This window comes from Arthrobacter sp. Soil782, assembly GCF_001428435.1.
Classification (GTDB): Bacteria; Actinomycetota; Actinomycetes; order Actinomycetales; family Micrococcaceae; genus Arthrobacter_D; species Arthrobacter_D parietis.
In genome coordinates this window covers 534,516-549,684 of the sequence record NZ_LMSO01000001.1, presented here as the reverse complement: position 1 = coordinate 549,684, position 15,169 = coordinate 534,516, and the positions used below count along the sequence as shown (strand labels likewise).

Annotated in this window: 9 protein-coding genes; 2 read left to right on the top strand and 7 right to left on the bottom strand. The window is 62.7% G+C overall.

Features of this window, described 5'->3' with window-relative positions; translation table 11 throughout:
• Entirely contained in the window at positions 1–3,024 is a 3,024-nt protein-coding gene (locus ASH00_RS02620) for an alpha-mannosidase (RefSeq protein ID WP_056544604.1), read from the top strand.
• A gap of 41 nt (positions 3,025–3,065) precedes the next feature.
• Here the strand turns inward: ASH00_RS02620 and ASH00_RS02615 are convergent, their stop codons facing one another.
• Complete coding sequence (locus ASH00_RS02615) at positions 3,066–4,667, bottom strand: HNH endonuclease signature motif containing protein (protein WP_056544601.1); 1,602 nt, start codon at positions 4,665–4,667, stop codon at positions 3,066–3,068.
• Positions 4,668–4,736: 69 nt separating this feature from the next.
• The gene (locus ASH00_RS02610) at positions 4,737–5,228 is read right to left on the bottom strand and encodes a hypothetical protein (protein WP_056544598.1); all 492 of its coding nucleotides are present in this window, start codon (positions 5,226–5,228) and stop codon (positions 4,737–4,739) included.
• 392 nt (positions 5,229–5,620) lie between these two features.
• Here ASH00_RS02610 and ASH00_RS02605 point away from each other — a divergent pair, with 392 nt between their 5' ends.
• Positions 5,621–6,919: an ATP-binding protein gene (locus ASH00_RS02605; protein ID WP_056544595.1), complete on the top strand. Its 1,299-nt coding sequence runs from the start codon at positions 5,621–5,623 to the stop codon at positions 6,917–6,919.
• 25 nt (positions 6,920–6,944) lie between these two features.
• Here the strand turns inward: ASH00_RS02605 and ASH00_RS02600 are convergent, their stop codons facing one another.
• From ASH00_RS02600 to ASH00_RS02580, 5 genes are all read right to left on the bottom strand, one after another.
• Positions 6,945–7,682, bottom strand: coding sequence for an ankyrin repeat domain-containing protein (locus tag ASH00_RS02600; RefSeq protein WP_235563126.1), 738 nt, complete (start codon positions 7,680–7,682; stop codon positions 6,945–6,947).
• 213 nt (positions 7,683–7,895) lie between these two features.
• Entirely contained in the window at positions 7,896–11,078 is a 3,183-nt protein-coding gene (locus tag ASH00_RS02595) for a type I restriction endonuclease subunit R (RefSeq protein WP_056544589.1), read from the bottom strand.
• Positions 11,079–11,094: 16 nt separating this feature from the next.
• Complete coding sequence (locus ASH00_RS02590) at positions 11,095–12,198, bottom strand: PDDEXK nuclease domain-containing protein (protein WP_056544586.1); 1,104 nt, start codon at positions 12,196–12,198, stop codon at positions 11,095–11,097.
• A 177-nt stretch (positions 12,199–12,375) separates the two neighbouring features.
• Positions 12,376–13,563, bottom strand: a complete 1,188-nt coding sequence (locus ASH00_RS02585) for a restriction endonuclease subunit S (RefSeq protein ID WP_056544583.1) — start codon at positions 13,561–13,563, stop codon at positions 12,376–12,378.
• Positions 13,560–15,167 (bottom strand): class I SAM-dependent DNA methyltransferase, encoded by a 1,608-nt coding sequence (locus ASH00_RS02580; RefSeq protein WP_056544580.1) that lies wholly within the window; start codon positions 15,165–15,167, stop codon positions 13,560–13,562. The genes ASH00_RS02585 and ASH00_RS02580 overlap by 4 nt, the downstream gene beginning before the upstream one ends.
• Positions 15,168–15,169 lie beyond the last annotated feature (2 nt).

The following is a 15,169-nucleotide window of genomic DNA, read 5'->3' as shown; positions in this document are numbered from 1 at the left end:
ATGCATGACAATCGACTTCTCGTCGAGGCGCGAATCGCCCGGTTCCTTGCCGAGCGGCTGACCCCTGCGGTCTGGACGGTCTCGGTGCCGCTCGAGGTCTCCGCGTGGCAGGCGCCCGGGGAGCCGGTGCCGTTTTCTTCCGTCGTCGCCGAGCAGTTCGAGCCGTTCGTTGTGGGCTCCATGTGGGGGCGACCGTGGGGAACCACCTGGTTCCGCTTCACCGCGACCGTGCCGGAGGAGTGGTCTGTCTCTTCCGGGCACCAGCTTGAGGCCGTGATTGACCTCGGATTCTCCACGATCATGCCGGGCTTCCAGGCCGAGGGGCTGGTGTATGCACCGGACGGGCGGGTGATCAAGGCACTGGAGCCGCTGAACATGTGGGTTCCGCTGGACGCGGCGCCGGGCACCGCCGTCGAGTTCTATGTTGAGGCGGCGTCCAACCCCAATGTCATTGACGGGTTCGATTACCAGCCCACTCCGTTGGGCTCGCTGTCCACTGCGGGTTCGGATCCGCTGTACACGTTCCGCCGGGCGGAGGTGGCGCTGTTCGACCGCGAGGCGTGGGAGCTGGGCCAGGATGTCTGGACGCTGAACGGACTCATGCACGAGCTGCCGGTTGACCTGCCGCGACGGCACGAAATCCTGCGCGCACTGGAGAAGGCGGTCAACGCCGTCGACCCAACGGATATCTCCGGGACAGCATCGGCGGGCCGCGCGTGTCTGGCTGCAGTGCTGGCTGCGCCACCGCACGCGAGTGCGCACCGGTTGCACGCTGTGGGGCATGCGCATATCGACAGCGCGTGGCTGTGGCCGGTCCGGGAGACAGTGCGCAAGGTGGCGCGGACGTTCTCCAACGTGCTTGAGCTGATGGATCACAATCCGGACTTCGTGTTTGCCGCCTCCTCGGCGCAGCAGTACGCGTGGCTCAAGTCTTCCTACCCGGACCTGTTCGAGCGGGTCGCGGAGAAGGTCCGGTCAGGGCAGTTCGCGCCGGCCGGCGGTATGTGGGTGGAGTCGGATACCAATATGCCGGGCGGCGAGGCGCTCGCGCGGCAGTTTGTTGCCGGTAAGCGTTTCTTCCTCGAGAACTTCGGCGTGGAGCCGCAGGAGGTGTGGTTGCCGGATTCTTTCGGGTACTCGGCTGCACTGCCGCAGATTGTCCGTGCGGCGGGGTCGGAGTACTTCCTCACCCAGAAGATCTCGTGGAACGAGACGAACCTGTTTCCGCATTCCTCCTTCAACTGGGAGGGCATTGACGGCACGAGGGTCTTCACGCACTTCCCGCCGGTGGACACCTACAACTCGGATCTCAGCGGGCCCGATCTTGCGCGCGCCCAGCGGAACTACCGGGAGAAGGGGGCGGCCAACACGTCGCTGGTCCCGTTCGGCTGGGGGGACGGCGGTGGCGGACCCACCCGGGAGATGCTCGCCGCTGCTGCCCGCGCCGCTTCCCTCGAGGGATCGCCCACGGTGACGCTGTCTTCTCCTGCACGGTTCTTCTCGGAGGCAGCCGCCGAGTATCCGGATGCGCCGGTGTGGTCCGGTGAGCTGTACCTTGAGTTCCACCGCGGTACGTACACGTCGCAGGCGCGGACCAAACGGGGCAACCGCCGGTGTGAACACCTGCTGCGTGAGGCGGAGCTGTGGTGCACGATTGCTGCGGTGCGATCGGGGTTCGAGTACCCGTATGACGAGCTGGAAACCGCCTGGCATACGGTGCTGTTGCAGCAGTTCCATGACATCCTGCCGGGATCCTCGATTGCCTGGGTCCATGAGGAGGCCGAGCGGAACTACGCGGCGGTCACGGCTTCGCTGGAGTCGCTGATTGCGGTGGCGTTGGGGGCGCTGCTGGGCACCGGTTCAGCGACCGCCGCGCTGAATGCCGGCCCCTATCGCGTGGAGGGTGTGCCTGCACTGGGAGGTGCGGCGCCGTCGTCGTCGGCTGTTTATGAACCGGCACGCGAGGGGTCATCGTGGGTATTGGAAAGCGAATCCCTGCGGCTGACGGTTGATGAGAACGGGTTGTTCACCTCGTTGGTGGTTGGCGGCTTGAGTGCCGCGGGCGGTCGTGAGGTCATTCCTGCCGGAACGAGCGCGAACGTGTTCCAGCTGTTCCGGGATACGCCGAATCAGTGGGACGCCTGGGATATCGATGAGCATTACAAGTTCAATGTCACCGAGCTGACCGAGGCAGCGTCCGTTGATGCGGTCGGTTCGGTGTTGCGGGTGGAGCGGGTGTTCGGGAAGTCGAGGCTGGTCCAGCGGATTTCGTTGAGTGCTGACGGCACCGCGGTGGACCTGTCGATCGAGGTCGACTGGCATGAGCAGCAAAAGCTCCTCAAACTCGCGTTCCCGGTTGACGTGCTGGCTGACCGGGCGGCGTCGGAAATCCAGTTCGGGCATATCCAGCGGCCTACCACCACGAACACGTCCTGGGATGCCGCGCGGTTCGAGACGGTTGCGCACCGCTGGGTCCAGGTGGGGGAGCCCGGGTTTGGGGTGTCGCTGGCGAATGATTCGACGTACGGCTATGACGTCACGCGGGCGGAATCGCCGTCCGGTGTTTCGCACACACTGGTGCGTGCATCACTGCTGAGGGGGCCGCTGTTTCCGGATCCCCAGGCGGATCAGGGCGCGCATACGTTCGAGTTTTCGCTGCGGCCGTCGTCCGGAATCTCCGAGGCGGTTGCGGAGGGCTATCGGTTGAATCTGCCGGTGCGTACGGTGTCGGGGGTGGGATCATCGGCTGTTGAGCCGGTCCTGACGGTCTCCAACCCAGCAGTGGTGGTGGAGGCGGTGAAGCTTGCCGAGGACCGGAGCGGTGATGTTGTGGTGCGGCTGTATGAGGCGTTCGGTGGGCGTGCGTCGGCGGTGCTTTCGACCGGCTTTGAGTATTCGTCAGTGATTGCTACAGACCTGTTGGAGCGTCCCGTTTCAGCGGACTGCGTCCAAACCACCGACGACGGCGGTGTTGCTCTCTCGCTGCGACCCTTCCAGTTGGTGACGCTGCGGTTTCGGCGGTAGGCCTGTATAGGGGGCTGACGAGGGGCGTCGTGCAAGCTCCGCTAAAACGGCGGCGGTAGTTCGGGCGGTTCGACGTAGGTCTCACCACCCAGCGACGTGACGTTTGGTGTGCCGGAGGCGTCCTGCCCGATAGACCAGAGGCCCTCGGTCTTCATCATGTGGTGTCGTTTACACCGAGGCCCGAGATTAGTCAGCGACGTTTGCCCGCCATGTGCCCAGGGGATGAGGTGATCGATTTCGCAGGACCACGACGACCGGTTGCACCCCGGATGAATACAGGTTGGGCTCTTGGTTCTCACCCAATCCTGAAGGTGTTTCGGTGGCCGGTATCTGTCCCTGCCGACGCTGAGCACCGCGCCCGTTTCGGGGTGGACGAGGATTCTGGTGAAGCTCGGTGCATGCGCCGCGAGGTTCCTGGCCGTTTCGGGGTCAATGGGCCCGTGTCCATTGAGGTAGCCGTTTTCACAGCCCTCGAGATCCGGGGCGGCGCCCTCGCCGCTTTGCGCAACAGCCTCCGCACCGCTAGCTGGTAGGTCCACCGCCGCGCTTTCATCGAACTCGGCGCCACGTGCGGCGGAAGGATTCTGCCAGTCAGCGCGAGTGTGACCGAGCAGAGTCATCACGGGAACGGTGACAAAAACCGTGGCTCCTACCCCGCGGAAGCCTGTGCCCTTCTTCGGGTCTCCCGCGCAAGTATGGGTCAGGACATCAGCGAACACATCTGCACGCAACTGTGACAGAGTCCGGGCCTCGTCGGGACCCTGCAAGGAGCGGGCCGCGGCGTCAACCCGGTTGAAGATCCCGTGTGCCTGCTCCGCTGGGAGGTAGGCGCTGAGCCAGGCCATACCGTCCTGCTCAGGCTCCACCGCAACGCGGCGATCTTTCATCGAGCGGGCCTTCCGCTCGATGATCGATTCCGGATGCAGTTTTTCGCGGAGCTGCCTGCAGCGCCGGACAAGTTTGGGGCGCGTCAGCGCGCCTGCCGTTTCCAGGACCGTATCTTCAAACCCCGCCGTGGTCTCTGCCGGGATGCATTGAGATTCCTCAACGATGACCTGCGCCTGGGTGGGACTGATCGTGCCGTCGTCAAGCGCCTCCAACGTTCCCGGTAGGTCTTCCCTCAAGCGGAGCGCTTCGCCAAGCATCCGTTGTGCTGCCCTGCCCGGCACCCGCAGCAACGGGGCGATTTCCTCAGCCGCCATGGTGAAGCTCAGATCCGGAGAGGTACCGCCTTCTCCGGGCTTCCCCAAAGCGGTGCCGTCAATTGCATTAATATGGTCGAAGACATCAGCGATAAGTACGGCTTGTCTGGCTGCGGCCCAGGACGCCAACCGCTGTGCTGCTCGGAGAAGGTCGAGACTGTCAGCGATGGTCCGCGACCGCCGGGACTCTGACGAGCGAATGTTCTGCAACCGGCCAACCAGTTGGTACGCCGATGCGGAGTCCACGGCCGCGCGGGAACGCGCCTCGGATTCGCCGTCGTCAAATTCATCGTCCCAATCCAGTGCAAAGGACTGGCCGGCAGGCAGGTCCCACCAGCGCTGGTCCGCCTCAGCATAGGCGGCATCAAGAACGCGCTCGTACGCTTCTTCGCGAGTCAGCCCATCGGCTTCCTCGAGCGTCTCCCACATCGCGATTCCCATACAAAACAGCTAATCATCCGGGTCTGACATTTTTGGATCAGTGCCTGAACAAGCGGAAGAAGCCGGCGTTTACTCAGCTCTTAGACGCAGCGATCCGGGATGCGAAGACTTACGTTCCTGCCTGTCCGCCGTCCACATGACGTAGCCCGCCGACGCGATCGCGAGCTGGAACGGAACGGCAAACAGGACTGCTGAGGTCTGTTCGTTTGCCACCAGCAGCAGTGCGCTGCTAACCACAAGGAAGACGCCGATCCACCGCGGCAGCACTTCTGAGCGGAGGATAAAGATGCCGATCAGCACAAACCCGATAATGAGCGCCACCATGCCGACGACGACGAAGTAGGGCATGCCGGAAAAGTCACCATCGAAGAACGCAGCCTGGAGAAAAACCGCTGCAAGCAGCACCAGAAAGCCCAGGGCGGCGGATCCCACCCCGATGTGCATGAGCCTCGGCGGACGTCCGGATAGACGTGCCCTGAAGGTCAACCCAACGATCCCCATGAGAACGAGGATGGCCGCAACAGAACCAAGGCCGGTAACGAGACCTGACGCAGTCCGCATCGATTGAGCGCCGCAGTCACTTCCGACGCAGCCGCTCGGTTGGAGGGAGTGGAGGAGTATCGCGAGTGAGCCCAAGGCTCCGCCGGCCAGAGCGAAGGGCCCGGCCAGGCGAGAGCTCCAGTGCGTTTGGAGAAAGTCCCAGGACATGAATGACCGCCATCAATAAGGAGACCCAGGAGAAATGATGCTTTATGGTCACCCGGCGGCAAGTTCGGCGTCAAGAGTAGTCTGAACGACCGGCGGGCAGGCTGTGCCCGGTCCAAGGCCCCCTAATCGTCCGTCATAGTCAGCTCGCGAAGAAAGACGACTTCATCTTCGAGATTTCACCAACAGATGGCGTCATCGTGCTGGAGAGTATAGGTACACGTTGCCTCCACCAATGAAGGTGCATCATGACCAAGTGGCGAGTCCGCGACTTTCACACGACCGATCTGGACGGAATACTGCACCTCTGGGAGTCTGCCAAAGCTGCAAGCGCCGAATCCGTCTATGCGCTTTCGGAAGTGTTGGCGTCGTGTGAGAAGGATTATGCCATTGTCGCGGTGGAGGGCGATCAGGTGATAGGTGCCGCCGTCGGGAGGGCAGCGCATGATCAGGGGTGGATCGTTTTTCTGGCCGTCCTGCCTGAGTACCGCAGCAGCGGAATCGGAACGGCGCTGCTCGCCGGCGTCGAAACCCGCATGGCCCCGCACGGATTGAACAAGCTGTCGGCGCTGATGCCGGAAGCTGAAACCCGGGTGGGTGCATTCCTTGCCAGGGGTTTCAGTCTGAAACAGAACCTGCGCTATCTCGAGCGGAAAATTCCGGTTCAGCGGCAGGAGCTCGAACCGCTCAGTTCGCTGGGAGGCAGGGTCCTCGCACGCGGCCTCTGGGAGAACGTTTCCGGGATGCGCAAGGAAAAGGAACTGTTGGAGCGGCGCCTGGTGTTGCCCCTGGCCAAAGCGGATCTGGCTGACGAATTCGGGGTAGTGCCTCCACGCGCCGTCGTTCTCTTTGGTCCGCCGGGCACAGGCAAGACAACCTTCGCGAAAGCAATTTCCTCACGGCTTGAATGGCCTTTCGTGGAGATATTCCCGTCGCGGCTGGCTTCCGATTCCAAGGGACTCGCGGGAGCCTTGCGAGAAACGTTCCTGGAGGTCGCGGAGCTTGAGCACGCAGTCGTTTTCATCGATGAGGTCGAGGAAATTGCCTCGCATCGGTCGGGTGAGCCGCCGTCTCCGCTGCAGGGCGTCACCAACGAGTTGTTGAAGATCATTCCGGCCTTCCGTGAACAGCCAGGCAGGCTCCTCATCTGTGCCACGAACTTCATCCGCACCCTGGACTCCGCGTTCCTGCGCCACGGACGCTTCGACTATGTCATCCCCATTGGACTTCCGGATCAGCAGGCGCGCGAGGCAATGTGGCAGCGTTTTATTCCTTCCTCAGTGGTGAACGACGTCGATGTGCCCCTTCTGGTGCGGCGCACCGATGGCTTCACTCCAGCAGACATCGAATACGCCGCGCGGAGCGCTTCCCAACGGGCGCTGGAGAAGGCGGTCTATGGCAACGGTGGAGGTGGAGCCACGGAGGGAGCCACCAAGGGTCCGGCCACCCAGGACTACCTGGACGCGATCGAGGACACGCGGACCACCGTGAGCGAAGAGGTGCACCGGCAATTCCTGGAGGATATCGACGTCCTCGGGCGGGTGTGAGGAACGACGACGGCCGAGCCTCGCTCTACTGTTCCACCGCTGTGCGCAGAACGGCGGCGATCTCTTCGAATCCCAGGGACGTGGCTTGCTGTAGGGGCGTCAGACCATCGCCCTGGGAGGGAAGTCTTACATCGGCGCCGCCTTCGACGAGCAGCTGCACGGTCTCCACATACCGGGGCGAGCCATCGCCGAAAATGATCGCCTCGTTCAGTGCGGTCCAGCCCAGGTTGTTGACGTGGTTAACGTCCACATCGGTCTCCAGCAGCCTACGCACCACGTCCGCGTGGCCACGCTCCGCGGCGCGGATCAGGGCGGTGCCGTTGAAACTGTCGAGCGCGTGGACGTCTGCACCGTTCCTCAAGGTCAGCTCCAGCAGCTCGAGGTAGCCCTCACTCGCCGCGATGAGGAAAGCGCTCTGTTGGGTCTCGTCCTCGTAGTTGACGTCAGCACCAGCCTCGATGAGCCGGTTAGCTTCGGCGACGTTGTTCTCCCAGGCGGCGTTGATCAGGTTCTGATTGAGCGCGATCTGTTCTTCGGGTGTGAGCGGCGTGGGGGGAGGCGAGGCGCTGCTCGGCGAGACTTCCGGAGCAGACTCCACGGCTAGCGGGGACGCGCTCGGTGTGCTCGAAGTGCCCGACGTGCTCGGTGAACCCGCGGACTCGGAAGGCGCCTGTTGCGTCGGACCGGCCACCTCGCCGTTGTCGGCGCAGCCGGTCATCAGCAGCAGAAGGGCCAGAAAAGCGCCCGGCACGGAGGCCCTCAACGGGAAGCCTTCCGCTGGGCTACCGAGGGGTCACGCCAAAACTTCATCGGGACCATTCCCATGCCCGTCAGCATACTCTCGCTATGAACCGGACGACCGTTGGCCAGGCGCGGCTCAGCGCACTTTGCAGCGGCTTCGACTTGAGCGACTGGTCTTCTTGAGCCCTGCAACCGACTGCGTGGAGGCTGAGATCGTCTGCGCCTGCCTGAACCGTTACCCCCGCGCCTCCGCAAACCTCGGCGCCATCGACTCCATCTGCTCCATCACCAGCTTGATCGCACCCGGTTGCTTGTCCGGCGGATACCCGTTCTTGACGAGAAGCCGTTTGATGGAGGACCGCAGCTTGGCCCGGACATCATCACGTACCGTCCAGTCCGTCCGCACATCCCGCCGCATCACCTCAACGAGGTCCCGCGCGATTCGAGCCAGCACATCGTCGCCCTGCTCCAGCACCGCCGACTCGTTCTGCGAGACGGCATCGTAGAAAGCGAGTTCGTCGTCATTCAATGGAGGTGAAAAGCGCTCACCGCGTTTCGACTCTGCCGCTACTTCCTTGGCCATTTCGACCAGTTCCGCGATGACTTCTGCTGAAGTGAGCTGCTGATTGGTGTACTTGTTCATCAGCTCGGCGATCCGCTCCGCGAACGCCCGCTGCCGCACCACGTTGTTGCGCGCAACCCGGGTCGACTCCTCAACGAGCGTCTTCCGCAACGCCTCAATGGCCAGCTGCGGATTCCGCGCGTGCCGCGTTGCCGCAACGAATTCCGGCGTCAGGTCATCCAGCGACGGCTTCGGCATTCCGGCCGCCTCGTAGATGTCTACAACTTCACCCGAGGCGGTGGCCGTCGCAATCAGCTCGTTGAGCATGCGCTGGATCTCGGCCGGGATCGGTTCGCCACGCGACTGCCTGTCCTCGGCGTCGAACTTCGCCATCCAGACCCGGATCTCTTCGTACACCTGGATCTCCGGCCGCAGTTCCACGAGCCGTCCGGAACAGAGCGCGTATGCCCGCGCCAACTGTCCCGAAATGCGACGGTACCGGTCAGCAAGCGTTTCGCCGTCGTCGTCGGGCTTGTTGCCGGGGGTGCCGGGGTCACGCAGATAATTTGCCGCACCGCTGACTGCGTTCAGGAAGGCCCTTGGGCCGCCGCGGTGCAGGACCGCTTTCCAGTCGTAGCCGGCGAGCAAGGTGCGCAACTCCTGCACCAGGTCGGTAGCGATCCCCACCGCCTCGTCGATGTTCTTGCCGATCGGCTTCCGTGCCTGATCGGTGTCGGTGTACTCGGCCAGCGCCTTGGCCAGGTTGTCTGCCAAGGGCGCGTAGGCCACCAGCAGGCCGTCCTGCTTGCCGCGGAACGTGCGGTTCACGCGGGCGAGCGTCTGCATCAGCAGCGCACCCTTCAGCGGCCGGTCCAGGTACAGGGTGTGCAGGGGCGGTGAGTCGTAGCCGGTGAGCATCATGTCCTTGACGATCACCAGCTCCAGCTCATCGTCGACGTTCTTGAGCCGCTCCTTGATGGACGCGTTGGCGCTGTCGCGGCGGACGTGGTTGCTGACGGGCGGTCCGTCGGTGGCATCGCCCGAGTAGACGACCTTAATGCGGCCCTTATCGAGATCATCCGAGTGCCAGTCCGGCCGCAGCGCCACGATTGCCGAATACAGGTTCGCGCAAATCTCCCTGGTTGCGCCGACGATCAACGCCTTGCCCGGCTTGTCGATGAACTTGGTCATCTGCGTCCGCCGGTCCTCCCAATGAGCCACCAGGTCCGCGGCGAGCGACTTGATCCGCTCCGGCGCCCCATACACCGCATTGACGACGGCGACACTCTGCTCAAGGCGCGCACGCTCCGTATCGTCGAGGCCGCGGGTTGCTTCATCGGCGGCGAGGTTCAGGTCCTCCTGCGTTACGGACTCAGCGAGGTTGACCTTGATCAGCCGCGGCTCGAAGTAGACCGGCACGGTGGCTCCGTCCTCCACCGCGCGGGAGAGGTCATAGATGTCGATGTACTCGCCGAACACCTCCTTGGTATTGCGGTCCTCGAACGAGATCGGCGTGCCGGTGAACGCGATGAGTGTGGCGTTGGGCAGGGCGTCGCGGAGGTGGCGGGCGTAGCCGTCGAGGTCGTCGTAGTGGCTGCGGTGCGCCTCGTCGACGACGACGATGATGTTGCGCCGGTCGGACAGCAGCGGGTGGTCGTGGCCGGCGTCGCGCTCGTCCTTGCTGCGGCCGAACTTCTGCAGGGTGGTGAAGTAGATGCCGCCGGTGGTGCGGTTGCTCAGTTCTTCCCGCAGTTCGGAGCGTTTGCGGATCTGCTGCGGCGTTCCGGGCAGCAGCAGGCTCCGTGCGAAGGTCTCGTACAGCTGTCCGTCGAGTTCGTTGCGGTCGGTGATGACCACAATGGTGGGATTGCGCAGCCGTGGATGCCGGCCGACCTGGTTGGCGTAGAGCTCCATCTCCATGGACTTACCGGACCCCTGCGTGTGCCAGACGACGCCGGCCTTGCCGTTGCTCTCGACCGCCTGGACGGTGCTGCCGACGGCTTTGGTGACGGCAAAGTACTGGTGCGGTTTGGCGATGCGTTTCGAGAGTCCGTCGGATCCTTCATCGAAGGCGGTGAACGACGTCGTCAGTTGCAGGAAGCGGAGCTGTTCGTAGAGGCCGAGAAGCGCGGCTTCGAGCGGCTGCATCGGCTCGCCGTCGACGATCTGTCCCGGCTTGATGAGGTTGCCGTCGTCATCGACGTTCCAGGGGGAGAAGTGGTTGAACGGGGTGAAGGGGGTGCCGTAGCGGGCGATGATCCCGTCCGAGACGAGCGCGAAGACGCAGAACCGGAACGCCATGGGGAATTCGCGTAGGTAGGTCTGGAGTTGGGCGTGAGCGCCGCCAACGTCGGCGTGGGCGCTGCCGGCTTTTTTGAGTTCGAGGATGCTGACGGGCATGCCGTTGCAGTAGAGGACGACATCAAGGCGCCGGCGGTAATCGCCCTGCCGCAGGGTGACCTGGTTGACGGCGAGCCAGTTGTTATCGGCGGGTTCGGAGCTGAGAAGGCGGAGCGTGGGGTTCTGCTCGGTGCCGTCGGCGTCGATGTAGCTGAGCCGGTAGCCCTCGACGAGGAACCGGTGGATGCGGTGGTTCTCGGTGAGGGCGTCCTGGGACTTGGGGGAGGCGATGTCAGCCAGTGCCTGCTTGATGTACTCGGCGGGGACGTCGGGGTTGAGCTTTCTCAGGGCGTCGAGCAGGCGGGGGCGGATGAGCAGTTCGTCCCAGGTATCCCGTTCACCGGAGCCGGGCGATATGTATTCGCCGGCCTTCGGTTCCCAGCCGAGCGGTTCAGCGAGGACCTCGAGGGTGAGGCCCTCCCAGTCGGCTTCGGTGTAGCTGGTTTGTAGTGTCATCTGTTCCCCCTGATGATCATGCTGGTGGACCGTCGTCGGCCAATTCCGATTCCAGTTGTTCGACGCTTGGCAGGCTCGAGGCGAACTCTTCAGGAAGCGACTCCACGATCTCTGCTTCCCATTCAGCCACACCAATCGGCGCTGAGTAACCCTGGAGCGCATACTCGGCTACGACGTTGTTCTTCTCCTTGCAGAGCAGTAGACCGATCGTGGGCTTGTCGTCCGGGTGCGCAAGCAGGTCATCGACGGCGGCCATGTACATGCCGAGTTGACCCAGGTAGCTGGGGTTAAATTTGCCAGCCTTGAGCTCGATTACAACGAAAGAGCGCACCCTGAAGTTGTAGAACAGCAGGTCGGCAAAGAACTCGTCGCCCCCAATTACCAGCCGTACCTGTTCGCCTACGAAGGCGAAACCCTGGCCCAGCTCCAGCAGGAACTTTTGAACGTGATGCACCAGTTGGTGTTGGAGCTCCGACTCATTTCGCCGATCAGTCATCGCGACGAAGTCGAAGACGTACGGATCCTTTGTTAGCTGCTGGGCAAGATCCGAGTCCGACGGCGGCAGGGTCGCCTTGAAGTTGGTGACAGCCTTACCGGAGCGCTCGTACAGGCGGCTCTCGATCTGGTGGACAAGGACGTTCCGCGACCAGCCTTCTTCGACGGCCTTGCCGGCGTACCAAAGCCGCGTGTCAGGGTGGTCCAGCTTTTCAAGCAGTGCGACGTGGTGGTACCACGGCAATTGTGCAAGTGGTGCTTGCACAATTGCTTCTAGCGTCCAGCTGTCGGCGAAGGTCCGCATATATTTGAGATTCCGTGGCGAGAAGCCCTTGGCATCTGGGAACTTCTCGCGCATGTCAGTCGACAGCCGAGCGATGATCTTTGCGCCCCATCCTTCAGCGTTCTGTCGCTGAAGGATCTCGTGTCCGATGTCCCAGTACGTCGCTGCAAGCTCCTGATTAGCTGCCGTGATCGCTTTCGTGCGCCCGGCGGCAATGCGCCCGGTGATGGTGTCAAGTAGCTCCGGGTACCAGTGGGGCATCGTCGCTCGCGCGGGCGTTGCCGGAAAGGACGCCGGCGCTTCCGAAGCGGTGTTGGTCGAGTTGTTCTCAGGGGCGGTCATGAGCGTCTCCATTCGAAGGAATCCGCGGTGGATTCTCCGAAGCTATCCCGCGGTTCTGACACTTCCAGGGTTGGATATACGGCCACTTAGTGCTCAGAAAAGTCCCGCAGGTGCAGGATCGCCGCTTCGAACCGGCGAGACCCTGCACCTTCGGGCAGTTTTTGTGCTGGAAGGGATTCACACGAGACTCCCGACGACGTCGGCGACATCCTTCACTCGTAGCCTGCCAGACATGAGCTGAGGGAGGAGAGCATCCCGGGTGTTGGCGAGAGTTGCGTTCTCCTTGACTGCTTCGGAAATGACATCCAGAAGCGGTCCAATCCTAGACTCCAACGTCTCGACCGAGGTCTCGCACAAGACGGGAATATCAAGGTGATCGAACGTTTTCATGGTGATGGTGTCAAATACAGATCCGTGCGCAATCGCCTTGGCTCGCTGCGTCGCTCGAAGGATTGAAAAGTAGAGAATTCCAGGCGGTAAGGCATCCGGTACAAATCCGTAGCATGACTGATTGAACGACGACGGGACCGCTAGCCGGGCTACTGCACCTACTGTTCCACGCGCGGTAAGAATGACACTCCCGAGGGGAAGAGGCTTTGCCTTGGTGGTCGTCGCCGCAGCGTTCGATATCTTTTCGGCGGTGTCCACGATCATGCCGAAGGGCGCCGACGTAACGTCCCGAGCGGATGCCCAAAGATACTCCTCTTCCCAGTAGGCAGGGTTGGCCCGTGGAGGGGTCCCGCCTAGAATCGGCGTGAGTACGTGGCTCATCGGTTGCGTCTCTCGAGACGAGACAGCAGTGTCGTAAATGAGGCCAGCGAGATCTGCGGAAGTAGACGCGAGCTTGGTGTTGGCGGCGATCTTGTCGTCGAGCGCGCCCAGTACCTCCGCGATAGCACGTTGTTCGTCAACGGAAGGCAACGGGGGGAGCTCGAACGCACGAACATCGGCAACATTGAGGTGGGCGACCGTGGAACCGGATGCTTGGGAAAGAAGTAGTTCTTGCTGTCTGGGAGAGGTCAGCAGGTAATAGAGAAACCGGCTGTCGATCTGCTCGGGGTCTGGCCTCAAAAGCATTGTGCGCTGTCCCGGAGCGATGTTGCCCGTGTCGGGAATCATCACGATTGGTCCTACCGGAGCCTCGCGAGCAAACAGGAGGTCGCCCTGCTGCGGAGCCATTCTGCGGGTCCATCTTATGAACGTGTCCTTCGAGATCCTCCGGGATTCTTCGTAATTGATCGCGTTTCCCCGCATGGCAGGTGTGCCAACCGCGAAATATTCGCCCTCAGGGTCAAGCGGCGCTGTCTTGTGCTCGCAATCGACGATCTGGGTGCACACTTCCTCGATCGTGCGGATAGTCCTCACGAAACCCTCCCCAACTGCTCCCGCACCACAGCCGCTAACCGCTCCGACTCGTCGAACTGCTCGAACAGCTCCTTCTTCAGCCGGTCGATCTTCTCCTCGATCGGCTCGCCATCATCAGCGATCTCAGCCGCACCGACATACCGGCCCGGCGTCAACGCGTAATCCGCGGCCTTGATCTCCGCCAACGAAACGGACTTGCAGAAGCCGGGCTCGTCGTCGTACTCAAGGCCGGATGAAACAGCGGAAGGGGACCCGCGCCAGGAGTGGTACGCATTCGCAATCTTCGCGATGTCCTCATCCGACAGCGCACGCTCGGCCCTATCGACCATGTAACCCAGGTTCCGCGCGTCGATGAACAGCACCTCGCCTGACCGGTCAACTGCACCGGAACTCTTGTCCTTCGCAAAGAACCAGAGGCACACGGGAATGCCGGTCGAACGGAACAGCTGCGTCGGCAACGCCACCATACAGGAGACCAGATCAGCCTCCACAAGCTGCGCCCGAATATCACCCTCACCGCCTGAGTTCGACGACATCGAGCCATTCGCCATCACCACACCCGCGCTGCCGCCCGGCGCCAGCTTCGAAATGATGTGCTGAATCCACGCATAGTTCGCGTTACCGGCCGGCGGGACGCCGAACTTCCAGCGCGGGTCGCTCTCCGACCGCGCCCAGTCCTTGATGTTGAACGGTGGGTTCGCCATGATGAAATCGGCCTGCAGATCGGGATGCTGATCCCGCGCGAACGTGTCACCCCACCGCGACGCCAGATTTCCGTTCAACCCATGGATGGCAAGGTTCATCTTCGCCATCCGCCAGGTGCGCTCGTTCAGCTCCTGCCCGTACACGGAGATGTTGGAGCCCTCTTTTTTGTGCGACTCCAGGAACTTCTCCGTCTGCACAAACATGCCGCCCGAACCACAGCACGGGTCATACACCCGGCCATGGTCCGGCTCCAACACCTCCACCAGCACACGCACGACGCCGGCCGGTGTGTAGAACTCCCCGCCCCGCTTGCCCTCGGCACGGGCGAACTTCTCGAGGAAGTACTCGTACACCTCACCGAGCAGGTCCCGCGCCTTCGTGGCGCCCTGCCCGGTGAACCGCGCCGAATTGAACAGGTCCAGCAGCTCGCCCAGCCGCCGCTGGTCCACATTGTCCCGGTTGTACAGCTTCGGCAGCGTCGCAGCGAGCGACGGGTTGGCTGTCATGACGGCGTCCATCGCCTCATCGATCAGCTGACCGATCGACTTCGCGGGAGCACCGTCAAACGCCGGCAGCCCCTTCGCATTTTCGGCCAGGAACTGCCAGCGTGCCTCCGCCGGAACCCAGAAGACGCCACGGCCGGTGTACTCGTCGACGTCGTCGAGCAGGTCCCCGATCTGCGACTCATCGAAACCCTCGGCCGTCAGTTCAGCAGCAATCTGTCCCCGCCGCTCCTCGAACGCGTCCGACACATACTTCAGGAACACCAGCCCCAGAATCACGTCCTTGTACTGGGACGCATCCATTGAGCCGCGCAGCTTGTCAGCCGCCTTCCACAGCGTGTCCTTCAGTTCCTTCATGGTGGACGGCGTTGCGTCGACCTTCTTCTTCGGTGGCACCA

What these genes read in the sequence shown, in the direction of transcription:
- ASH00_RS02620 (WP_056544604.1), top strand. Translation starts at nt 1, where the DNA reads ATGCATGACAATCGACTTCTCGTCGAGGCGCGAATCGCCCGGTTCCTT.
- ASH00_RS02615 (WP_056544601.1), bottom strand. Translation starts at nt 4,667, where the DNA reads ATGGGAATCGCGATGTGGGAGACGCTCGAGGAAGCCGATGGGCTGACT.
- ASH00_RS02610 (WP_056544598.1), bottom strand. Translation starts at nt 5,228, where the DNA reads ATGCGGACTGCGTCAGGTCTCGTTACCGGCCTTGGTTCTGTTGCGGCC.
- ASH00_RS02605 (WP_056544595.1), top strand. Translation starts at nt 5,621, where the DNA reads ATGACCAAGTGGCGAGTCCGCGACTTTCACACGACCGATCTGGACGGA.
- ASH00_RS02595 (WP_056544589.1), bottom strand. Translation starts at nt 11,078, where the DNA reads ATGACACTACAAACCAGCTACACCGAAGCCGACTGGGAGGGCCTCACC.
- ASH00_RS02590 (WP_056544586.1), bottom strand. Translation starts at nt 12,198, where the DNA reads ATGACCGCCCCTGAGAACAACTCGACCAACACCGCTTCGGAAGCGCCG.